The sequence below is a fragment of the Alteromonas stellipolaris genome, assembly GCF_001562115.1.
Classification (GTDB): domain Bacteria; phylum Pseudomonadota; class Gammaproteobacteria; order Enterobacterales; family Alteromonadaceae; genus Alteromonas; species Alteromonas stellipolaris.
Window position 1 is genome coordinate 2,658,796 of sequence record NZ_CP013926.1, and the last position, 25,290, is coordinate 2,684,085.

The 25,290-nt window shown below is 44.2% G+C and carries 11 protein-coding genes; 5 read left to right on the forward strand and 6 right to left on the reverse strand.

Annotated features, from left to right (window positions below):
• Nucleotides 1-61: 61 nt before the first annotated feature.
• On the reverse strand, nt 62-2,449 hold the full coding sequence (locus tag AVL57_RS11360; protein WP_057796084.1) for a zinc-dependent metalloprotease: 2,388 nt from the start codon (nt 2,447-2,449) through the stop codon (nt 62-64).
• A 419-nt stretch (nt 2,450-2,868) separates the two neighbouring features.
• Between AVL57_RS11360 and AVL57_RS11365 the strand changes: the two genes are divergently transcribed.
• The 4 genes from AVL57_RS11365 (at nt 2,869) to AVL57_RS11380 (ending at nt 8,229) form a co-directional block, all read left to right on the forward strand.
• Entirely contained in the window at nt 2,869-4,077 is a 1,209-nt protein-coding gene (locus AVL57_RS11365) for an aminotransferase class I/II-fold pyridoxal phosphate-dependent enzyme (RefSeq protein ID WP_376738707.1), read from the forward strand.
• 228 nt (nt 4,078-4,305) lie between these two features.
• The gene (locus AVL57_RS11370) at nt 4,306-5,481 is read left to right on the forward strand and encodes a saccharopine dehydrogenase family protein (protein ID WP_057791287.1); all 1,176 of its coding nucleotides are present in this window, start codon (nt 4,306-4,308) and stop codon (nt 5,479-5,481) included.
• Between the two features lie 404 nt (nt 5,482-5,885).
• Entirely contained in the window at nt 5,886-7,751 is a 1,866-nt protein-coding gene (locus tag AVL57_RS11375) for a peroxidase family protein (RefSeq protein WP_057791285.1), read from the forward strand.
• 214 nt (nt 7,752-7,965) lie between these two features.
• A complete protein-coding gene (locus tag AVL57_RS11380) occupies nt 7,966-8,229 on the forward strand; it encodes a DUF7218 family protein (protein WP_057791283.1) in 264 nt (87 codons plus the stop codon).
• Between the two features lie 186 nt (nt 8,230-8,415).
• Here AVL57_RS11380 and AVL57_RS11385 read toward each other — a convergent pair whose 3' ends face one another.
• Both AVL57_RS11385 and AVL57_RS11390 read right to left on the reverse strand, forming a co-directional pair.
• A complete protein-coding gene (locus tag AVL57_RS11385) occupies nt 8,416-9,600 on the reverse strand; it encodes a pyridoxal phosphate-dependent aminotransferase (protein ID WP_057791281.1) in 1,185 nt (394 codons plus the stop codon).
• A gap of 605 nt (nt 9,601-10,205) precedes the next feature.
• The gene (locus tag AVL57_RS11390) at nt 10,206-14,591 is read right to left on the reverse strand and encodes a hypothetical protein (RefSeq protein WP_138118197.1); all 4,386 of its coding nucleotides are present in this window, start codon (nt 14,589-14,591) and stop codon (nt 10,206-10,208) included.
• Between the two features lie 194 nt (nt 14,592-14,785).
• On the opposite strand from AVL57_RS11390, the gene AVL57_RS11395 reads away from it, so the two are divergent.
• Nucleotides 14,786-15,202 carry a hypothetical protein gene (locus AVL57_RS11395; RefSeq protein ID WP_057791277.1) on the forward strand — a complete coding sequence of 139 codons (417 nt, stop codon included), beginning with the start codon at nt 14,786-14,788 and terminating at the stop codon, nt 15,200-15,202.
• Nucleotides 15,203-15,356: 154 nt separating this feature from the next.
• On the opposite strand, the gene recD is transcribed toward AVL57_RS11395, so the two are convergent.
• Genes recD through recC form a run of 3 tightly spaced genes read right to left on the reverse strand, consistent with a single transcriptional unit; the run spans nt 15,357 to nt 25,131 of the window.
• Entirely contained in the window at nt 15,357-17,417 is a 2,061-nt protein-coding gene (gene recD / locus AVL57_RS11400) for an exodeoxyribonuclease V subunit alpha (protein WP_082604893.1), read from the reverse strand.
• Nucleotides 17,414-21,514: an exodeoxyribonuclease V subunit beta gene (recB, locus tag AVL57_RS11405; RefSeq protein WP_057791275.1), complete on the reverse strand. Its 4,101-nt coding sequence runs from the start codon at nt 21,512-21,514 to the stop codon at nt 17,414-17,416. Before recB ends, recD begins: the two co-directional genes overlap by 4 nt.
• A complete protein-coding gene (gene recC / locus AVL57_RS11410) occupies nt 21,511-25,131 on the reverse strand; it encodes an exodeoxyribonuclease V subunit gamma (RefSeq protein ID WP_057791273.1) in 3,621 nt (1,206 codons plus the stop codon). The genes recB and recC overlap by 4 nt, the downstream gene beginning before the upstream one ends.
• Between the last annotated feature and the right edge of the window lie 159 nt (nt 25,132-25,290).

Consider the following 25,290-nt stretch of genomic DNA (forward strand, 5'->3'; position numbering starts at 1 on the left):
GTTTACGTGTTAAGCATTAGCAAAAATACTCACGTAAAATTCAGCACTCTTTAAGATAGAATTATATGGGCGAGCCTGGTGGCAAAGGCTTCACATCAAACGCCCCAGACCAATGACCTGATTTCCAGTAAGTGTCGAAATACTTATGCAAAACTTCATCTGCATCTCTATCGCTATCATCATCTAGCCACTCGTCGAACTCAAGCAGAGCACTGTGCATGGCCATTTTAGCCTCTGGTGCTAATGCAGGGTTTGTTGCAGCTTTCATGATGGCATTCAACGCTACTAACTGTAGGCGGGTAGCAACTAAATCCTCTTTACCGCCGCGTTTGTGTTTCGCACGATACCAATGTACGTTCAATATTTGACGTACAAGCCCTTCCACACCCACGAGTTCTTTTGTGCGGCTACTTTGCCACGCCAAACGGTTTAAACGTTCTGGATGCAACAACAATGATAATGCGAAATCACTGGCAGATGCAGCCGCAGATACGGGGTCTAGCATTAGCCCCATTTTTCCTTGAAAATGCTCGCGAGTAACATCGTCACCATAGGCAGTGGGCGGTATAAGTGCCAATACTGCTTCAGGAATAGCTAAATAAGGTACGGTAGTAGCCGTTATAAGCTGCTGCATGGCACGTTGCTGTACTTGTGGCGCTACGTCTTGCTGGCCCTGTGGCGTGGTGTAATCACCTTTGCGCTCGTATTCGTATATTAAGCCGCCCACTTGTTTTGCTACCGCTTCTAGTTGAAAACGATGCAGTAAATAAATTGGCACTAACGCATTTTCCAATGAAGACAAGCTAGCATTGGGCTTTAAGGTATCCATTCCTAATTGATCAAGCGCATGACGTCTAATCGCAGAGATTTCATCAAAAGCATCTAGCGGATCGGCGCCATTTTCCCACATGTGCCCGTTGGCTGAACTATGACGAGAGCTTCTTGTATCTGAATCTGACTTAAACGCCAGCCCTTTATTTCGGGTTTTAACAATTTGCTTAGCCAAGCCTTCCGTTTCTTCACTGGTTGAACCAAACTCTTGATAACCATAAACAATAGCGTGTTTGTCCCACGCGCCTATGCCCATATCGTAAGCCCCTTCAAGACTTACTTTTCCGTCTTTTAAGGTAATTCGAGGGTGTGGATAATCCATCACAGAAGCCATTTCGTTTTCACTGGCAGCAAAGTTGTGCGCTATACCTAAGGTGTGGCCTACTTCATGAGCCGAAAGCTGCTTAATACGATCTAATGCCATTGCTTCTTGCTCTGGCGAACTCGCATTGTCACCTGAAAATGGGCTGGTAAGCCCTAGTGCGATTAAATAATCTTGGCGAACACGCAGTGAGCCCAACGTCACGTGGCCTTTTATAATTTCACCGGTGCGAGGGTCGACCACCGATGAACCATACGACCACCCGCGGGTAGCGCGATGCACCCAATTAATCACGTTGTAACGTACATCCATAGGATCGGCATTTTCAGGCAACACTTTAACCTGGAATGCATTTTTATAGCCTGCTGCTTCGAAGGCTTGGTTCCACCAGCTGGCGCCTTCTTTCAATGATGACATCACCGGCTCTGGAATACCTGGGTCTAGGTAATACACAATAGGTTCAACCGCTTCGCTCATAGGAGCATGTGGCGATACCTTGGCTAAACGATGACGGGTAATAAAACGCTGCTCAGTAGGCTCATTAATTGCCGTTGAGTAATCGAAATAGCGGAATTTCCAATACCCTGAATAGGGATGATAAGCACGCGGTGTATAACCATCGTCAGGCAACGCAACAAATGAATGATGAAGGTGCACAGAAAGGTTCTCAGGATCTGGCGTGACATCAGATACATAGTTACCGGGCTTGCTGCCAGCGAATGTAACTAAGGCTTCGAGCTCAGTGTTTTTCTCAAAACCCTTTGTGCGCGATAAATACACCCCGCTTCTGTTTTTGTCTGCTTTAAAGCTGCCTTGATTTTTAGCTGACAACCGATTGCCAATACCATGAATATCGCTGAATAAAAAAGGTGTGTAATCGATTAAATTAGCGCTATCGCTCTTTGCCACTATGACAAAGCCGGCTAATACCGAACTTGCAAAGGCCTCATTAATACTTTGCTTTTCGGCTGCGCTACCATGGGCTGCGCGGTACTTGGTATTTAACTGCTTCAGCATAAGCTTATTGCCAAAGCGTTCGAAGGTAATTAAGCGAGTGCGCCCTAACTGGCCTCTATCTAAACCAATATCGTTAGAGCCTACACCGTAAGGCAAGCTGCTTTGAAATAAAAACCGCTGCTCATCGTTGGGTATCGATAAATACACTTTGTCAGTTTCATCATCATAATAGATGGGGATAAGCCCATCTTTAGTGGACATATCTTTGGTGAATTCGCTGATGGTAGGTAAGGCTGCCCATACCGGTGTCGCGAAAAATGTGGACACGACGACAACCATTAACCACCGAACAGCGCTAAATGAGAACGGCTTCTCACCCTTCGCCTTGTTATTACCTTGTTTGTTTTCGACCAACACGACTGATTTCCTTTTAAATAACGCGTACGCTGTATTTTACTTTTTATATCATCACAACTTATACCTCTTCTACCCTATCGTAAGTGGTTGATTATGCATATGGCTATTCATCGAAAAACACCGTGTATTGCGGGAATTTTTAATGGGTAAGGTGCTAGTCTAGCCGCTGATGTCTAATACTTGTGTGTATTGCTATTAAAGATTGCGACTAGCACCTTTAATGGTAATGACAACTCATCAACGCTACCTGCTTTTGCTATTAGGTATGGCGACTTTGTTGGTAATTAGGTTTGCACAATTGATATAATACTGGGCATTGTTACCCCACGTTGTAAGAAAGCATGTTGAAGTACGCTACACGAGCCACCACCCTATCTCCTTTTTTAGCCATGGCCTATGGTGAAAAAGCCACTGCGCTTAGCAATCAAGGGCACGATGTTATTCGGTTAAATTTGGGTGAGCCCGACTTTGGCGCGCCCACGCCGGTTGTTGAAGCCATGAAACAGTCGCTGTCTCAGGCTGATTACCCGTATACTTCAGCGCTAGGCTTGCCTGAACTTCGCAGCGCCATTGCCCAGTTTTATAAAACACAGCACAACGTTGATATTCCGGCTTCGCGCATTGTGGTTACCGCTGGCGCATCTGCGGCTTTGTTATTAGTAAGTGCAGCGTTAGTTGAAAACGGCGATAAGGTGATACTTGGCGATCCCTCATACCCCTGTAACCGCCGATTTTTAAACACCTTTGGCGGCGAAGTTACATTAGTGCCTACTTCAAGCGAGCAACAATTTCAGTTAACGCATGATGATGTAACGAACCACTGGGATAGTAAAACTAAAGGCGTGCTCATCGCCAGCCCCGCTAACCCTACGGGTACCGCTATTGCACAAGAAGAATTGTTTAGCATTGGTGAAACCTGCAAGCAAAAAGACGGCTTTTTAATTGTTGATGAAATTTATTTAAACTTAGATTTACGTGAAGACTCGCCTTCTACTGCAGAGCAACCTGCCCCACTTAACACAGTGTTGGCGAATGAGAGCCTTCATAACAATACCATTGTGATTAATAGCTTCTCCAAATACTTCGGTATGACGGGATGGCGTTTAGGTTGGTGCGTGGTACCTGAAGGTATGACGCAAGTTATGGAGCGATTAGCGCAAAACCTATTTATTTGCCCTTCTACCCTTGCTCAGCAAGCCGCGCTCGCCTGCTTTACACCAGAATCACTTGCCCAATGTGAACAGAAAAAAGTACTCTTGCGCACCCGTGCTTCGTTTGTAATGCAAGCTATTGCAGACATGGGGTTAAGTATTGATGCTACACCAGACGGCGCGTTTTATGCGTATATCAATATTGAACCTACTGGCCTTACCGCAATTGAATTCTGTGACCGCTTATTAGAAGAAGAATATGTGGCATTAACACCCGGTGATGACTTCGGTGAACACAATGCCACTCGTTACGTAAGGTTATCGTTTGCCACAGAGGTAGGTCGGTTAAAAGAAGGCTTAGCCCGTATAAAACGATTTGTTGAAACTTATACTCGCTAACCGTTATCTTTTCGCTTTTAGCTATGTTGATGTACCTGTTTTGCTCGATATATTTTCTTTATCAATTTAAGGAGCGGTGCGCATTTTACACGGGTAGTGAATTGCATTTGTATTCACACCCAAATCAATACTCAATTATTACCTAAAAAAATAATTTAAGGTTGATAGATTGCGTATATTGGTTGCACATAAGTCTTCCATGAAAAAGTAAAATAGGACACGATATTTATGAGCGATCAACGGGAATTTGATGTTGTAATTTTTGGTGCCACAGGCTTCACAGGTAAATTGGTAGCTGAGTATTTTCAAAATCAATATGGTAGAGACAGCAGCGTAAAATGGGCTGTTGCCGGGCGCAACGAAGCTAAGCTCGCCGATGTTAAAGCCGAGTTAGGCATTAGCGATGCGGTAGTAAGTATTGTTGCAGATGGTGATGACGACGCGGCACTAGATGCGCTGACTAAGCGTACTTCAGTGGTATTAACCACTGTAGGGCCTTATCAAATTTACGGTGAAAAACTACTTTCAGCCTGCGTTGACAATGGCACGGGCTACACCGATTTATGTGGTGAGCCTGCGTGGATGCACCAGATGATCAACAAGTATGAGGCAAAAGCAAAAGAGACTGGTGCTAATATTGTGTTCTCGTGCGGTTTCGACTCTGTACCTTTCGATTTGGGTGTTCACTTTTTACAAGAACACGCTAAAAAGCAAACCGGTGCAGCGATTGAATATGTAAAAGGCCGTGTAAGAAAAATGCAGGGTACGTTTTCTGGCGGTACAGCAGCCAGCTTAAAAGCGACAATGGTAGCGGCACATAAAGACAAATCAATTATGTCTGCGCTTATTAATCCGTTCTCACTTGCCGATGCTAACCAAAGTCACCCACAACCAGATGGCACCAAGCCATACTTCGACGAGTCTTTAGGCTCTTGGGCTGCGCCATTTATTATGGCTGCTATTAATACCAAGAACGTACACCGTTCTAACTACTTGGCAAACTTCGCCTACGGCAAAACCTTTCAGTATGATGAAATGATGCTTACTGGCCCGGGCGAGAAAGGCGAGGCAATGGCGAACCATGTTGCCCAAGATAAGTCATTAGGTGGAGAGGGTGGCCCTAAGCCTGGTGAAGGCCCAAGTAAAGAAGAACGGGAAAATGGCTTTTACGATGTTATGTTTATTGGTGAGGCAACTAATGGCGATACCCTTGCAGTATCGGTAACCGGTGATAAAGATCCAGGTTATGGCTCAACCAGTAAAATGATTTCAGAATCTGCACTTTGCCTCTGTAAAGATGTGTCACTTTCTGGCGGTTTCTTTACACCTGCATCTGCATTGGGCGATAAGTTAATTTCTCGCCTCACTGAAAAAGCAGGGCTTACGTTTAACATCGAGAAGTAATTTACTGCCATAATTCTACATATTTAAAACGCCGCTGCGAGTCACTTTGCTCGCGGCGTTTTTGTTTTTTGCACACTTACATCTTCCCCCTCAGCAAGGCTTTTATCCTTTAACTTTATCACTCACCCTATCACTTCATTCTTATGCTCACCTATTTTCTGCAGAGCAGATAATTGTCAGCAAAGTGTAAAGGTTTGAACAGATTTCGTCTTATTCACTCCTAATCTTTGAACAACAAGATGCCTGCCCCCTCGCCGATCCTTGCCCTCGGTATGCAAATGTCTGAAGAAATAAGAAGTAATTATAAATGCTTCAAAGGATTTGAAGGTTCAAACAGCAATCAATCTCACCCATTCTTTGAACGAGCATGATTGTTTTTTAAATAGGCAATTACAGGACATATTATGAAAAAATTAGCGTTTTTAGCAGTTACGTTAAGCAGCTTATATGGCTGCGGTTCAGACAACAATGACGATGAGCAAACCACGAACGCCACATTAACATTCCCTGATGTTGATACCATTTCTGATGCAAATAATGATGCAAACAGCGATGGAAATGACGGCATCGATAACGATGAAAATACGGACAACAACAGAAACAATACAGATAACAACCAAAGAGGCAGATCTGCTCAGGGAATTGACGAAGATGTAGACCAACAACGTCGCAACAGTCGTGATAGAGAAGGTAGAGACGACTTTGTCTTCAATACTCAAGGGGGTAGAGAAATACGCTCCTATGATGGCAGTAGTAACAATCAAGATAACCCTGATTGGGGTGCTACCTTTAGTCACCTGCAACGTATAGCACCAGCTTTTTACACCGATGGCGTGTCAGAAATGGCAGGTTCAGCACAAAAAAGTGCTAGGGAAATCAGTAACTTGCTAGTGATGCAGGCTGAAGGTGAGAGTATACCCAATACGTATAACACCAGTGATTACTTATGGCAGTGGGGGCAGTTTATCGACCACGATATAAGCCTTACAGACGGAAGTACCTTAGAAGCGGAACACATCATTGTGCCGTCAGGCGATGTGTTTTTCGACCCTAGCGGTACAGGTAGTGTCACTATTTCATTTAATCGTGCAATTTATGACCCTGACACAGGTACCAGTACGAATAACGTTCGTGAACAGGAAAATGAAATTACGAGCTGGATTGATGGCTCGATGATTTATGGTTCTGATACCGAACGTAATGAGGAGTTGCGTGAAGGGGATCAGTCGCCCTTCTTAGCCACTTCTGACAATAACTTATTGCCACGAAACCCTAACGGGTTACCTAATGCAAATGGCTTTGTATCCGACCCAAGTATGTTATTTCTAGGTGGAGACGTTCGAGTAAACGAACAAGCCATACTTACCGCTATGCATACCGTATGGGTAAGAGAGCACAACCGCATTGCGGCTATATTACAAGCTCAACAGCCACAAGCAGATGTTGAAGATATATACGAGCAAACTAGGCGTCTTGTTATTGCCAAATTGCAGATAATTACCTATGACGAGTACCTACCTGCTTTGTTGGGCGAAAACACAATGCCTGACTATCAAGGCTATGATGATGACGTAAATCCTACTACGTACAATGAGTTTTCAACCGCAGCCTATCGGCTTGGTCATAGCGAAGTCAGCAACAATATACTTCGCTTAGATGCCGACAATAATCCAATAGATGAAGGCAGCTTGGCGCTTCGTGACGCCTTTTTTACAGGAATAGGACTGTACGTTGAAGAAGATGATATTGACTCAGTGCTTCGTGGCTTGGCGAAACAACGTCATCAAGCTATCGATATTAAAGTGGTAAATGGACTACGTAACTTTCTCTTTGGCCGACCTGGCAGCGGCGGTTTTGATCTTATCTCTTTGAATATTCAGCGGGGACGCGATCATGGGCTAGCATCCTATAATGATGTTCGCGAAGCCATGGGCTTTGAGCGTGCTGAATTTTTCAGTGATATTACTTCAAACACCACACTGCAAACGGCATTGTCCAACGCCTACAATTCAGTTGATGATGTAGAGCTATGGATAGGCGGGTTATCTGAAGACCCTCAAACTGAAACGGGTTCTCAGTTAGGTGAGTTATTTACTGCTATCAATGTTAAGCAGTTCGACGAACTACGCGAAGGCGACCGTTTTTGGTATCAAAGATACTTGTCCAATGACGAGCTCGAATTGGTAGAAGGCACCACACTAGCTGAGGTGATTCGAGCGAATACCAACATTGGTAACGAACTACAATCCGAGGTTTTCTATGTAGAGTAACGTGTAAAGCGCGGATTTACCCTACTTGCTTTATGGATGAAGGGAACGGTACTAGCGACAAAGGAACAAGTAGGGTTTATTCCGCACATTGGCCCCTCACCTTTCACCTATCAGTGCACCAAAATTGCCAAGTTGGAGTATACAAAGTAAGGCTAAATTAACCTTATCAGCTTTTTTGGTACTACCGATGAGAAAATGAGTAAAGGAGATAACCATGGCCAAGCAACACGCTGCACAGATCAAGAACGACGACACGTATGAAGCACTTCGGGATAAAGGCTACAGCAAAGAAAAATCAGCCAGAATTGCCAACGCGCAAGCCAACGATGCGCAATCGCCCTCGAAAAAAGGCGGTGAAAGTAAAAAGTATGAAGAACGTACGAAGCAAGAACTGTACGACAAAGCAAAAGAAGTCGGTATTTCGGGTCGCTCGACCATGAGCAAAGATGAACTAATTGATGCGTTACGACATCATTAATAGCAGATTGAGCGTAACCTTAACAAAGAAGAAGCGTGTGTAATGCTAATGTGTGCCGGTCTAAGTAATATCAAGGCATTATTTAAAGCTGGTGATTTTGCTGTTGTTAAATCCAATGAAGCAAACAACAAATCCACCAGCATTTAGTTTTTGTATTATCTTACAGGCCTTAAAAACCTTTCAGTATTATGCTAAGACTGTTTTTAATGCTTTTACGCAAGCGTCAGTTTCCTCAGGAATACCTACACTAATTCGCGACCATGTGTCGTAACCAGGCCATGTGCGGCCAACAACTTTAATACCTTGCGCTTTCATTAACTTTGCAAACTCGTCATGTGGCATACCGGTATCCATGTAGATGAAGTTGCCTTGCGGGTTTTTTGCATAAGCCTGCCCAAGTGATTCAGCTGCAGCCGTTAGCTTCTCGCGTTCAACCTTTACCCGCGTGCGCATGGTATTTAGGTTTGCATGATCTGCCATGCTAGCCATACCCGCAACTAATGCTAGGTAATTCACACCACCCATGCGCAACATGCCGCCCATCTTCTTAGCTTGTTCAGCTGGTAAAATGGCATAACCTAAACGCTGGCCTGCCATGGCGTGAATTTTAGAGAAAGTACGGCAGATAACGACATCATGCCCTTCTGCCACTAACTTTGATTGTACGTTAGCAGGATAAGCATCTGACATTTCAATGTAAGCTTCATCGATAAATACCTGCGCCTTTTTAGATACGCGCTTTGCAAACGCGGTAAGCTTAGCAGCATCTACCACTGTGCCCGTTGGGTTATTAGGGTTACAGATATACACGGCTGTAGTGTCTTCAGTGACAGCAGCTTCAATCGCGTCTAAATCGAAATTCATATCTGCATCTAGAGGAACGTAAGTCACATCAGCGCCCATGAATTCAGCGCCACGAGGTACACCCTCGTAAGTAGCCATTGAAGTTACCAGTTTATTACCGTTTTTTGTAATCCAATCGGCGTAGCCAAATAAGATGGGAGAAGATCCATTGGTAACAATAATTTGATCTTCAGATACCCCTTCTTGTGCTGCAATTTTGCTTTTAAGTACATCCACCGTTGCATCTGAGTAGCGTGCTAAGTTGAATAATTCACCTTGCATGGCATCTACTGCTTTAGCTGAAGGGCCAAAGGCGTTTTCATTAGATGATAAACGAACAAGGCCGTCACTCACATTAGGTGTAGCAGTAGGAAAATGATCCGTTTTCATACCTGCTGCGCTAAGTTCTTTAACGCTAGAGTCTACACATGCTGTTAGCGCAACTGCGCCAGCACCTAAACCAACTGACTTTAACCATTTACGACGTGATGAGTTAACTGATGGGTTGTTTTTTAATTCTTGTTTCATTTGCCACTAAGCCTTATATGTACACCGAATTTTAGACTAATGGGTAACAAGCAGGCATGCAAGTGAGAATTTGAAGTAACCCACTGAATTAATTGCACTTATTTAGTGCGCGCAATGCTCAAAAATGTACATTAGTAATAAATAGCTAAATTGTGTTTTTAATTCTTCCTTACATAAGCATTCGTATAATCCACATATAAGGCGGTGAAACTCTGGTATTTAGGTATAGGGGAACATGGCATTGTGCAACGATAGAATGTCGCCCGTTATCTGGCAAGAAGAGGGATTAGTGCCGAAATTTCATCACTCGTGTTGTGACTATTATCTTAGAAATTAAGAGAAAATAGCCTAAATTAGCAGCATAGTTATTATCATCCTAGTTATAGGTATTACACGCTTTTATATAACTATTGGGGCTAAAAGGCGCATCTAAGTATTAATTGTAATGTTCTTGTTTGTAATATTCCCCTTTTCAACTTGCTCAAATCACAAGTTCATTGAAGCGCACCGAATACGATAAAAATCATGCTGTGAGTTGGTGCATATTGGTGCATGTCGAGATCAAAAAAATAGGTGTTTTTTTATTCTTTCACCATTTTAATTTGTCAGTCCTTAGGCAATATCTCCAATGTTCTAAGGCTCGACAAATTCGTAATTAGCATGGGTAGCACGCCTAGTACCGCCGCTAATGTGGTAATAATAGAGTCGAAGGCAATATTGGCACTGAAAATCACTAACAGAAATAATAGCCCCACCAGCATAAATAATGGCGGCCGCAAATTATGCCAAATACTAGAACGCGTTTCTGCAAGCCATACCTCAATGTGCTTCGCAGACTCTGCGCTCATGACAAACTGCCTAAAGCTCTCATTCACCAAGTGCCATCCACAATCTCGATAAATAAGACCCCTTCGTTGTAAATGCCCAACAATTTCAGCACTTGCTGGGTTTAATTTAGCACCCTGGGCAAGCTGTAACAGAATAAGCCGTTCGTTCGTTGTACATTGCTCCCACCGCATTCGATAAGCGGGCCGGGCATGGTGAACAAAAAACTCAACTATTTGCTGAGGAGACCAGAAATCGTCCAGTCTCAGTGCGTGCTGCACCTCTTTTAGGTGAGTCACATTAACTCCATTCAGCGACGACAATACTGCATCTATATTTTCTGCTGAGCGCTTCAGCTTTATTTCTAGGTGGTAAATGAGAAACGCCCTCTGCACATCGAGTAAATCGGGCCAATGAGTAGATTCATGCGCCAATACCGAAAAGGCAGTAGGCGATGTGGTGAGGGTATTTTTCTTACTGGCCACCCAATAATAATGTATAGAAAAACTGCGAAGTAATTTGCTCCACTGCCACAACTCGTTTTTACTCGGTAAATGTTCAGTTTCAAACGCAGGGAAGCTCTCGGCGTGGCTAAGTAGCTGCATCGGTGACATTTCAGATACTAATATCAAGTGATACTTGTGTTTTTGCAGGGTTTGAATAAGCTCAAACGCGGCATCTCGTTCGGTGTGATCAAGCAGTGCTTTGTTTAGCCCTTTTAGAATGATGGTTGGCGTGCTTTTATGTTCGTCTATTTTAATTATCTTTTCAAAATCGGGTTCTTTCACGCGAGTGAGCCAATCTTGAATGTCACCCACTTTATTTTCGAAAATTGTATGTTCGTGCGCTAAGAACGCGTTTTCTAAATCAGATTGGCTGAGTTGACTAATAAATTGCACCTGCATACGTGTTGAATTTTGCGGTGTTAGTTGCTTCCAAATGTACTCACTTTCTTCTGATTCAGATGGCGGGCGTAAACGATAGCTGTCAAAAATATGCTCTCCTAACAGTTTGCGACTAATAAGCAATAGGGCTGCACAAAACACACTGAAAATGAAAATAATTGTAATCGCTAATATCTGTAAAAAGTACAAGGTGCTAGATGCCCGCATGAATCGTTGTGACGAGTAATGGAGGATTTTGTCATTGGTTGTTATTATGTCGGTCCCCGCTTTGAATCTATACTCGGCTGCAGAATCCGTTTGCAACGCTAAACTTCTGACAATAGCGTTAATAAAGGTATCAGTGTTATTGTTCAATACCGATGAATAGTCCTCGGCGTCGTCTAATGTTACCCAATCTTTTCTATCTAGCGCTGGGAATATCGTCTCAAAGGGAATGTCGGGGTCAGCAGCTGGTAGCCCTTCTCTTTGGCTCGATGGGTCTTGATGCATTAAAGTTCGATACTTCTGGCTTTCCAGTGAAACTTGTTGCTGCCTTTCTAGTAGATGTTGATTCTGGAAGGTTGCCTGCCCTTCTAGCATGTAACTGTTTACGCTATTCACTAATATAACCGTAGGTACAACGGTAATAAGGTAAATGCATCCCGCTAAATACCATATGTAGCTGTTTGGCACGCGGCTGCTCAGCTCAGACAAACTACTGGGATTTTTAACTGATTGAACAGCAATTCCTTCGCGGACCGATTTCATCCACATCAAATAAGTTGAATACAAAAATAGCCCGATTCCGACTAGTGGAAAAAGTAACGACTCGAAGTTTAAATGAGATACATGGCTGTTTTCAGTGTTTGTGACAAATCCCGATAAAAGCAGTAAAGACAGCATGGCGAAGCAAGCCAACGGAATAAAGAACGGCATTCTAACTAATAAACTAGGTGTGCTTCCGTATCGCCATGCTAAAGCCTTTAATGATAATTTCTTACCCTCTACTTCAACGGGCACAAAGATAAATTGCAAAATGATGAGCATGAAAGTTAACGTAAAAGACAAAAAGGCCAACCGTGGAATAACAGTATCAATGATGCCAATGGTGAAAAGTTGCATAGCACAAGCAGACCAAATCCATAAGGCCAACCAGCGATAGGTTTTACGCTCTCCTCCTATGACGTTTGCCTTAGGTGTTGCGGTATTTTCATCATCGTACTGATAATGAAACAAACGCGCCCACACACCTTGCGAGCTAACGTATCGACTTACAAGTACTAAGGGAATTAACAGTGTTAAGTAAAGGATAACCGCTAGAAACACCAGCAGCATATTAACTTGCGACGCTTCTTCTTGGTTGTAGAACACCACAAGCGCCCATTCAGGTATTGTGCCGTGCAATGGCCCAATAACCATGCTGTGTTCTTCTCCGCGATAATCTAACTGTAGCTTCGCGGGCTGGTCAACGTCTATATTCTGTAAGTTGGATAGCGTCGTTAAAAGCTGTAAATCGTGTCCGTTTTCAGCCACGAAATTTTCCACTAAACTTCGCTCTTCGTTACTGTGGTAGAGCACTTTCCCCACTTGGTCGATAACGGCGTACCCTATATTTTTCGGCATTATGCGCTGATTTAAGCTAGTCAGTAGCGTACCTATAGAACTTATACGCTTGATTATTTCGCCTGTGCCATTTTCCCCATCTTTATCGATATGTTCGAAAACCAATTGGCTATTAAACCTTGCATCATCGATATTGCGTATTCGTTCAATGAAAAATTGCTGAGGTATGGAGTTAGTTGATTCAAGCAATTTTTCACAGCAAACTTTCCGCCCTGTGGTTTTATAGTGAAATTTACCAACAAGCTGCGTGTCTAAACGCCACATGCCTCCATTCCACGCTCGTTTATAGTATTCCCGTTCATTTAAAGGTGTTTTTTTGAAGTTATGGAGGTTTTTATGCGGGCGAAAAATCATGTCAGGCCTGTTCTCTTTGTAGCGACTCACCACACCGCTTTTGCCAAGCAAGAACCAGTTTTCAATAAAATAAGCGCTGGTATCAGCTACTGATTGCTCATTGATAAGCGAGCAATTCAAAAAATCAGTAGCGTTAACATTATCGTTGCTACCGCCTGAATCTACACAGCCTGAAATGACTTCACTTTGGCTTCTTTCAAAATAACGAGAATCTAATAACAACAGTTCCGATAACTCTTTATCGAAATCTGAACTTATCATTTTGTGTATATGTGCGGAATCTAACGTTTTTTGTTGGAGCCAATATCTAAAGAATAGCTGATCGCTTATCGCTATCGTGGCAACCCCAAGTAAAATAAACAATCCTAAAATACATTGGGTAACATCAGAACGCGTATAGCTATAGGTGGGAGCGCAGTATTGAATTTTAAGAATAGGAAGTGTAGCAACGAGTAATGTTAAAAAAAGTACTATCCATAACGCTGTATTGTTACCAATTTTAAGGTTATTGAGGACCACTTCTTTTTTTTCTACGAAGGCTAGCAGATAGAGAGTCTTCGAATCGGCTGTACCTCCAGCATTTAGGCCCGTTATTGTAATGGGTTGCCGATAAACCCGAAGGTATAGCCCTGCAATTTGCCTATCTACAGAATCACTTGCCTTTAGATTATCTTCACTATCCGATTTATTATTTACCTTTTCGCCCAGTAATTCTTCTACGTTTGAAAAGCGAAGATCAGACAGCGCTTTCGCGAAATTACTATGTCTTTTTTCCGCAATGACCTCACCATTATCATCACTGATGACAAGCAATGGAAACGGGCTTAAGTGATTTGAGATAAGGTCAGCGATGGGTACTGCTACTGTATTATGCGCTACGTGAACTTTAAAAATGCGAGACTTTGCGTCAAACTCGCCTTTATCTTTATTTCCTTCGACCTTGGGGTTTTCTAAAGTACTGGCATTGTTTTTAGTGGTATTATTCACTATTACGAGGTGTTTGAAGTTTTCATTCGAACTGATACGCTTTTTAAACTCACTGACTTTTTCATTTCTATTTTCGCTTTCATTTCCACTTTCATTTTTAGTTTCTTGAGGCTTAAACTCTTCTTTCACGCTTGTTAAAAGCATATCAATAGACTGCTGAAGGCTCTTACCCGCCTCGTTTAACTGCCGCAAATAACCATGGTTTTGCTGAATTTCATTCTGTTGAATTCGAAGAAAGTAGTATGCAGAGCCCACTAAAATAGCAATGAGCAAAAGTAGGCTGTAACGTTTGAGGGCTTCATGTCTGCCTGTTTGCATAATCCATACATCCATGTCGAATTAAGATAAATAAGTATGGCTCACACCACCAGATTTGTACACTTTTTAAACAATAAATTTACGATGACTTAAGCTATGAAGAGAGATTTAGCCCGTTTTGATCCATATCAACGCTATTTTGACTGACATAAACCACACTACACCTATCCTTAAACCATTATGACAATGTGTGTATGCTCTCGTTAGTAGACAACAGCAATGCAAACCACGACATTCGTGCCGAACATCATGGCTTATATAAACTTAGCTTAACGCGTAATGCGGATATTGCAGTTGCGAGCAAGCCGGTCTTTGGTGCGAGCATTACTTTTCACACAGACCTGCTTACTCACGACAGCTTCATTGTTAAACCAGATAATTTATTAGGATGGGTAGATATGGGGGGATTGGTTTATTTTAATATTTGTTCAGGTCAGCATCCCCTTGGCATGGGTAAAGTGAAAGGCGATACTACCACCACACTACCGTCACAATTTATTACCGTGGAAAATGGAATGTTACGCTTCACGACTGCGCTTCGCATATACCTGCTAGCGAAAACGCCCAGAGACATTCAAGAACACGGATTATGTTACTTCACCCCTGCGTAGTTAATAACATGTAGCTACGCGCAGATAGGTTGGCAGGAACCGTATACCTAGCTGCGTCTGGGTTTTAGCTTTTAAGTTTTAGGTACTAGGTTTTAGTTGCCCACTTTTACGACTCAAATTATGGTAAGCATTTATAACTGTAAGTGGTAACACGTTATTCATCTTCTAACACACACATTTTAATTGCCTCTGACAAACCTGAAAAACGCTTATCTCGCCGCTCTACCATAGCGCTAAATGTTGTGGTGTTCGCAATAACCAAACACCCATCTTTAGCCCGCGTTAGGCCGGTGTAGACCAACCCTCGATGAAACAATCCAGCAGCTTTTTCGTTTTCAGGCCTAGGCAGTATTAACACCACGTATTTAAACTCTGAACCCTGCGATTTATGTATTGTCATTGCAAATACTGTCTCAAACGCAGGAACCCGAGATAACGAAATTGAACGTAGGTCGCCGTCTTGCGTTTCAAACCAAGCCAATAGCTTGCCGCTGAGATCAGGCCAGATAATACCCACCTCACCGTTCGATAAGCGTTGTGGATGATTGTTTTTCACAATCATAATGGGTTGGCCTTGGTAGAAAAAACCTTCGCGGCGTTTGATATTGTGTTTTATCGCGTCAAACACCAACGCATTCAACCCTTCCACACCCATGTCGCCCTTTCGAACTGGAGTCAACCATCGCACGCGATTGAGCAGACTCAACGCTTCTTTGGCGCTCTGCGCTTTAAACACAGGTTCATAGCTTTCTTGTGCTAACTTTCTCAACACGCTAGTTGTAAACCGGCTTTCAGGTTGAATAAATACACCGTCTTGTAGCCAGTGGCTTTTCTCGCCTGTATCTCTAGATTTAACCGCCGGCATTTTGTCTGTAAGAGCCTCTGAATGCATAGCATCAAGCGCCTGCTTGCTTTTTCCTGCCTGAATAGCGGTAGCAACTTCAGCCACCTGCCCTTTAAATCGCTGAGGCGCTTGCAGGGTATGCACCCAGGTTTTAGCATTCTCGTTCACAGGCAGCAAGGGCAGATGTGGGCACAGGGAAGCAATATGCTGGCGTAGCTCGCTAGTGACTGCGCCTAGGCTATGGCTATTGGTATGTATACCCGATGCGACAAACTCTTCTTCGTCGCTATCGTGTACAAGTTGTTCAAGCACGTTACCTAGCTCTACCGCAGGCAGCTGATCGGCATCACCAATGAAATACAAACGTGCATGAGGCGGTAAAGCGCGAATAATTCTAGCCATTAGCGCCAAGTCGACCATGGACGCTTCATCCACAATAAGCACATCAAGCATGAGCGGGCTTTGCTGATTGTAACGCGTGGCGATGGTGTGTTCCCGTAGTCCTAACAACCTATGAAGCGTAACCGCATCGGTAGGTACGCTGTTTAACAGGTTGTCATCAACTTTACCCCTTAAGGTTTCCAAATTACTCACGATAGATTCGGTCATGCGCTGCTGCGCTTTACCCGTTGGGGCTGCTAATACGATCCGCTCGTTCTGGTTACACGCCTGAAGCGCTAATAGCAGCCTGAGTACGGTGTAGGTTTTCCCTGTGCCTGGGCCACCGTTAATTACGCTAAATTGTTGCACTAAACTTTTCGCCACCGCGACTTGTTGCCAGTCTTGCTCATCGGTGGTGTTAGTTGGAAACATGGTTGGCCATAGCGCTTTAACCCGTGATAGCCCGTCTTCGCTTAGCGCTGTCACATGCGTTCGATTAGCAATACTGGCGGCAATTTCTTGCTCAAAATTATAGTAGCGGCGGCTGTACAACTTGCCTGATTGATAGACAAATAGCGGAAATAACTTGTTACTCTTGTCATCCTTTTCACTGCCTAGTGCGTTTTTAATCACACTGATCATTTCGGTAAGACCTGGAAATGCGTAGCCTAACTTGCGAGATGATGTCTCTGTACTTGATTCTGTAGGAGCAGGTTCTGCTTGTGACTCAATAACAGTGCTGGGATCAAGATCGGGCTCGCTTTCTGCGTCGCTTTGGGGCTCAACAAACAACCGACTTCCTGCGATTTCAGTCAGTAACAAGCAACTGTGGCCGCTGCGCTGCATAAAAGACAATGCCACCAGCAAATGTAACCAGATGACCTGCTCAGCGTCGGTAAGTCTTTCGCAATGGGCAAACTCCAGAGCTACAAAACGATCAATTGCTTCAATACCGAAAAGTTGTTCTAAATACTCGTCACTATTTATCATAGGTCCAACTCCCCTTGCACTGCATCTGGCGACGGGCCATTTAAGGCGTGATCGTCTGAAAGCTTCTGAACTGAAGCTTTATCTTCTGCAATCACGGGGCCTAAAAACAAGGTATCTAAAGCCTGTAGCGTTACCGAATCTATGGACGTGAAAAAGACGCCCTCCCCGTTCGTATTGCTTGGATGCATGCCCCGTAAATACAAATAGTACACGCCACCAAAGTGCACTTCGGGCGTATAGTCAACAATGGCATTCTTTAGGTATCTGTGTAGTGCTAAGCAATAAATTAAATACTGTAAGTCGTACAAATGATGCTGATTATTAGCGTTTAATGCTTGAGGCTTATAGTGCGATACGCTATCACCAAGCCACGTAGATTTATAATCGGCAACATAGTACTTGCCTTCATGGGTGAATATTAAGTCTATAAACCCGTGCATCATGCCCTCAAGAGCCGACATCATTAAAGATGGAACAGGCTCGGCCTGAATAGGCTCGGCCTGAATAGGCTCGGCCTGAACAGGCTCGGCCTGAATAGGCTCTGCTATAGGTAAATCAATGTCTGATTCGCCACCGTGCTCTAACGCAAGCTGCTTTGCCACAGACTTTCTGTGTTCAAACAATATGTGTTTTAGCTCACTCCATTTACTTTCGTTCATGGGAAAATAAAACTCTGCTTCCCTAAGCGTTTGCGCCAGTGAAAGGTCTGACAGGGTTAAATGACTTGGCGACTGTTTTGTACCCAGTGGCGTAGCCAGTACTTCGTCTAACCAGGTATATAAATCGGCAGTACGTGATGCTTCTAACCCAAATCTAACGGCGAGTTCAGCACCATTTTCATCCCAATTAGGCGCTGAAAAATCGTTAAGCTCAAGTAAGTCATGCAGTAAATTACCGGCGCTCGCCCCTTTTTGTAGGGTAAAGCGTATTTGGTTCTGTGAAACGACCTCACCAGAGGTAACCGCAAAAGCATCATCTGATGTTATCTCCTCGTCTCGCACTGTTTGCATGACAGGAATGCTGGGTACTGTTTGGCTAACTTCTTTTGCTGCTTGGCTTACTGACATCACCGTCATGCGGCTAATGGCCGAGAAAGAATACAATCGCCAATCTTCGCTGCTAGTACCCTCAAAGGTTAAGGTACTTAAGGGGACAAGCGTTTCCGTGCTGTCAAAGCTTGAATACTCATGCGCTAGTGAATCGGCACTAATGTGAGTGGCGTGCGCGTCAGGTTCATTAGCAATGGCGTCTAGCATAGTGCCCCAATCACGCCCTTCATCGTCATTGATGTTTAACGCATGGGCCAAGGCACTTTTTTCATGCCCGTCTAATGGCAAGATGCCCATATAACATCGATGTGCGGCTCGGGTAACAGCCACATAAGCTAATCGCATTTCTTCTGCGTCGCCCTCTTTGCGTACCCGTTCAATTGCCGAATTAGTGCGGCCCAATTGTAGCTGCAATTCTTGGCTCTGTTCGTCGTAATAGGTGAATATTTGCGAGTACGATTTTCCACTTTTCGCGGGGTCACGGTAACCTGTAGCAAAGGGTACGAACACAATGGGATACTCTAAACCCTTAGAGCCATGCTGCGTAACCAAGCGTATTAACTGGCTGTCACTTTCAAGTCTAAGGGTCATTTCCTCATCGCTTTCAGGCTGATGAATTTGCTTGTGTAGCCAATCAAGTAACTGCTCCGGGCGCTGATGGGTAGCCCCCGCTTTTTCTAACGTTTCCGCTAGATGCTGATAATTAGTAAGAGCACGCTCTACTTCGCCACCATATGGCGTGTAGTTTTCTTGCATCAGATGCAGCAATACGCTCATGCAGCCTTTTTGTAGCCACATATCACGTAATGAGGAGACCTTGTCGTAAGCCTCATCCCATAGCGCATCGTCTTCGTGATACAACAAGTTTACGAGGGTTTGCGGTGTATACCCCCATAAAGGTGAAGCCAAACTAGAGGCCACCTTGCTAGTATCAGTGTTGTGCCACACACCATTAAGTAACCGCAGTACATCTTTAGCCTCGGGGGTAGCAAATAAATTACTTCTATCGCTTAAATAAACGCAGGCCAAGCCTTGCTGCTGTAATACATATTTAATTACCGAGGCTTCATTACGATTTTTTACCAATATGGCAATATCGGCAGGTTTTACTGGCCTAACGGGGTTAGTGGGTTCCTTTTCATCTACAAAAGTCACCTCGTTAAACAAACGGTAAATCTCTTGGGCTATCCACTGCGCTAACCCACGGCGTAGCGTATTCGCATCACTTTTTTCATCTAAACTAAAACTCACGTAATTCATTGCATCACGTTCATCGTTAGGATCGTGAAGTGGGTGAGTTGCTGCCGCGGCATTGGGTGTAAATTCCACCGGATTGTATTGAATATTAAAGCCAAACACATTTCTAGCGCTAGACTCTTTTGGATTGGGCGTTTGCGGAACCGGCGCGCCGTAAAACAACCGGTTATAGGCCTTCACCATGCCGGCCACCGAACGCCAGTTGGTGTTCATTACCCAACGATAATCCGCCTGCTGCCCTGCTTTTAAATAAGTAAAAATGTCGCCGCCCCTGAAGCGGTAAATCGCTTGTTTAGGGTCGCCAATCATGAGTAGCGCGTTGTCGCTGTTTCGCTTTCCATAACCTGATTCAACGCCAGCATTTTCCTCGAAAGCTAAGCCGGACTCGAAGCCCGTGCCTTCTGTAGCATTCACATCGCCGACATTAGCGTCCGCTTTAGGGTAGACCGCATCTAAAATAGCGTATTGCTTGGCATCGGTATCTTGAAATTCATCAATTAAGGCAACAGGGAATTTCTTTCTAAGCTCGGGCACTAAGCTGTTATTAGGCTTAACCACCTCATCGGCGAGCATACGAATAAGGTCGTCAAAGTCGATAACCCCAAGTTGCTGCTTTTGCGCCGCCACATTGGTTTTAATAAAGCTAATGGCGTCGTTAACAAGCGTAAAAACAGGGATTTTATCGAGGTTATCTTGCTTTTCTTTGCATGCCGCTATTACGGCATCGGCAAAGCCTTTAATAGGCGCAAGAATTTCTTTTACCCCAGACTTGTTTCGAGCAAACCGGCGGCCATCAAGAAACGCGGCGCCCTCTCGCGGTAACGGCTCATATTCAGCGCTTTCAAGCCAGGATTTCAGTGCAGCGAGTTCAGGCGTGCGCACCGCTTTGTGATCAGGCTTTTTAAGTAGTTGTTCGTGAATAAGCGTTTCGTTATCCACAATATTATTATAATGGAACGTAAATTGTGCTGGCGCAGTACTCTCGTTTTCGTGCAGGCTAGCGGTAAAAGCCTTCTCTATGGTTTCTTCATCTAGCAAAACCGGTGTAAGCGCGCTTCTTACACTTGAAGAAAATTCATTTAATAGGCTGTCCGGCACATGCCAGCCTTGTTCAGCCAACAACATGAAATCGGCTTCATTCTGTGAGACTTTTCTTATCCAATCTTGCGCCGCTTGCAAATAAAGATCGCTAGTGTCTTTACTTAAGTTCAGCGCCATTGCAAAACCACTATTAAACGCTAGTTGCCCAATCACATGTTGGCAAAACCCATGAATAGTAAAGACTGACGCGTCATCGAGTTCTAGTTGAGCGGCTTTTAGCAGAGCCAAACTTTCTTTAGGTGCACAGGCTCGATATAAATGGGCATAGACAGGATCGGTTCTGTTTAATAGCGCAGCTAAATCAGCGTTTTCATTTAAACCGCTAGCATCCATTTCGCCGCGAGCGCTATTTTCTTTCTCATTAATCGCACTGCTATCACCTGTATCAGAGTCATCGACTTGCAGGCACGCTTCCCAAAACGCGGTGGCTTCTCGTAGCGTTTTGGCCACACGCCCTTTAATTTCTTCGGTAGCTGCTTTGGTGAAGGTCATCACCAAAATCTCTTTTACGTTAAGTTTTTTCTCTAACAATAAGCGTAAGTATAAACGAGTGATGTTATAGGTTTTACCTGTGCCCGCACTGGCTTCAATTAAATGCCTTCCTTTTAGCGGCATAGCTGGCACGTTTAGCAATTTAGCTTCTTTCGTGGACGAGGCACTTGTAGATCTTTCACTGTTAGAAAAGCTCATAACTGCTCCTCTGATGAAATGTTAACGACCAAAGCAAACAATAAAAAAGCCTGTGTAGTTGGCATATCATGCCAACTCACGCCATCGGGAAATAACCATTTAACATAAGGGTTACTCGCGATATCAGCGGTAAATTGCCCCGATGACTGTAGCCAATTTTTAAGTATGCGCTGGGCATCTTCACTGGCAAAAAATGCGCATATATCAGGTATGAGGGACTTGCCGACTTCTTCTGTATCTTCGGTATCACTATCAAATTGAATACCACCACCTTGAGCACCGTCTTCAAATTCAGCATCAATCTTTGAATTAGCCTCAAGGCTAGCCAGAAATATGGGTAAGGTGACTTTGTTTGCCAAAAGGGTGCCAGGTGATTTCTTAGTACCACTTACTACAGCACTCATTAATGAGCTATACGCTGGCGTAGGGGCACTTAATATGCCAACGAATAATGATTCAATACTTAACAAAACTTGGCGGGCAGTATTCTTGTCCACTGCTGGAAACGTGCGCTTCATTAGCTTAGTTTCACCTTTTACCCAATCGCAGTAAAAGATATCTAGCGGATATTGAGTATGGGGTGTTACATCATCGCTTGCACTAAACACAAGCTGGGTCATAAAGTAACCTAAGGCTCTTATATCATTCACCTTACCTGCGCACGGCTGCATTAAGCTGCTTCCGCCTTCAAGCGCACTGGCAGTAAAGGTAAAGTGGTTGCCTGCAAATTGCGCTCTTTTCGGTTCGGCATCATGAGGCCCCATCGCTTGGGTAAGAGCTACCGCGCTCTCCTTCCACAGCTCTAGCTCTTCTTGAGCTACAGGGTTATTAGGAATGTCACCACGAAGCGCGGCGAATTGAACTACTCTATCGCTGTGCTGAAGAGTTGCCGCATTCGCATCATCAAATGAAGCACTTGAAGAAAACATTGCGTCGAGTACTTGATACCGTACTAGCGCATTTGTTTCAAAAGGTTCGCTATTGTCTAGTAAGGTGAATGACTGGGATAAGTTTACCCCTAATCGCTGCTGTGAAAAGAACTCTAGTGGATCGCGAAACGCGCGTGCCACCTGCATACACTGAAAGCTGGTGTTTTCAGGTGTGCTGTCTACCGCTAAAGGCGCGAGTGAACTTTGTATTTCGCTGCCTTTTTTACCGCCTTCTCTGCCTTTTTTGTTGCCATCAATGCTAGAGCTTTCGGTTTCGGGGGCAGGCGAAACAGCATCACGTAGTGATTGGGCTAGGCGTAACCAGCCCGTTTCATAGCTGGGGAGTGCGCCAGTAAACGCGCTTTCACTGAACGGGTGTAATGGCGCATGCTTTAAATAATGGCCAATGTTTACCTGATAGCCCGTGTCTAACATATCCAGAAATTCACCTAACACTAAGCTAGGTTGGCGCTCACTGTTATTTTTTACATCGTTACCTTGGTAGCTTAAATACAAGCTTTCTCTGGCCGAAATAATCGCTTCTAAAAAGAGGTATCTGTCTTCTAAACGACGGGAACGGTCACCTACTCTTCTATCAGGCCCCGCCATTAAATCGAGACCTAAGGGTGTAGACTTACGAGGAAACTCGCTGTCGTTAAGCCCTAATATACAGACTTTTTTAAACGGGATACTACGCATTGGCAGCATGGAACATACCGTCACTTGCCCCGTCATAAAGTGGTTACCTGCATCAGGAGATGAGAAACGACTTAGCAGTAATTCCCTCACCTGACGTAAACTTAAATCGTAGGTATAACCTGCTTCTTCACATCGAGCTGCCAAATCAGCGGCCACTTTAGCAATAAGGTCCCAGCTGTGTTCTTGCTCTTTGGTAGGGGTAAAGCAGGTATCACGCAGTGCTAATAAATCGGCCCCCCACGCATTCGGGCTTCGTGGGGTATTAAGCTCAGTGGCAAATCTACCAAGTAGCTCAATAACATGGATTAGCTTACCTAGGGTTACCGTCGACTGACCTTCCACATCGGGAATGGTAAGCATGTCATCGATAATACCTTCGCTATCTGGCGCTAACATACCTAACAATAAACGCCTAATTCCCCACCACCAGCTGTAGGTGTTTTCATGGGTGGCTCCTGCCGATACATTGGCTTTGTGGCTGCCGTCTAACCCCCAGTGAATATGAGCTTGCTTAAGCCATACTGTCATTTGGTCAATATCATCTTGTGCAATACTAAAGCGTTTTTGTACCGCATCAAGTTGCAAGTAATCGACAATATCTGATACGCCAAAACGACTATCAGGCAAATGAAGGAGTGTCATGTAAGCGGCAATAAGAGGCTCAGCATCCATGGGGCTTCTATCGGCAATAGTACATGGCAAGCGCACTGGCCCATTGCCTCCTAGCGGTTTAGTTCCCACCCGATGAAATACCGTGTCTACAAAAGGGGCATAGTTTTCTATCGCGGGGCACATCACCAGCACATCAGATGGCGTTCTTGATGCATCTTGCGATAACCAGTGCAGTAAATGATCGTGCAGCACCTGTACTTCACGTAGCGCTGAATGGGTACACATAATGGTCACACTGTCATCAGCGTTTTCACAGGGGTCTGCATCTGTGCTTTTTATACTGGTGAAAGGCGTAGCCGGTAACGCTTCTAATATATCGTTATGAATTTGGTTTAGTAATAAGATTTCACCGCTTTCACTGTCAGCTGGAATGGGCGCGTCGAAGGCACTGACTTCAAAGGTGTCTAAATCGGTGAGCAGATTGAAAAGCTCTCTGCCCTGCTGACCCAAATTACCTAATAACGGGTTACTTTGATTCGTCTGCATCCATTTCTCTAGCCCGTCCATGCGCAGCTGCCTTGCTAGTTCGCTATCGCTTTTCGCATCGCCCCAATAATTAACACTGGGGTTCAAATGAAAAATATGAATATCGATGTGCACCGCTAACGCATCGAAAAAAGCAATCAACTGCGGCGCCATGGTGTTAATAGCAAACACCACAATACGGCTGGGTAATTCGCTAACGCCGCTTTCAAGATGATCGCCGCTATTTAACGCGGTAAGGGTAAGTTGGTGCAGTCTTGCTGGGTGCAAAGGTTCTTGCTTGGATAGATGACGCCATATTTCACTTTGCCAAATTTCAGACTCATCATTCGTTTTGCGCTGGTTTTCTTCCCACGCAAACAACCAATCTGGACGATATAACAAATACTGCTCGTACACATCGGCTAATGCGGTTGCTAATTGCAGTCGTTGTACACCTTGCTCTTGCACACTGCCCGCTTGTAACCAGTATTTATTAACCTGCTCGAACGCTGCTGTAGATTGTAGCGATGTTTCTTTTCCCGCCGCTTCTAGTAAAAGTGCATCAATGCGCCATGCAAGCACTTCACGTCGGTAAGGCGACTGCTTAGGTACTTTATCTTTACCCAACACTAACCTTGCCGTGTTCCACATAAAGCGAACTGGTAAAGGAAAATCAAGGTTCATCGCCACGCCTTGCTCTTTAGCAAGTTGCATACTTACCCAATGCTGCATGCCTGGGCTTTCTACCAGTATGGTTTCAGGGGTGAAAACGCCATTGGGTTGATGCTTAATTAGCGTAGTAAGAAGGAAGCTGAGGTGTTCAAGTTTGTTCGATGGATAAAGCGCGAGCAATCGGAAAATCCTTTGTCGTATTCAGCGGGCGTTATGATATTGAGTGTATCGTAATTCAGTGAATAGGTAAGCTGAAATTAAACAGATTTAAGCGATATTATTAAGGGAAAGAGCGTTTAATTGATGGCTACTAGGAAGAGACAATAAAAAGAAAAAAAC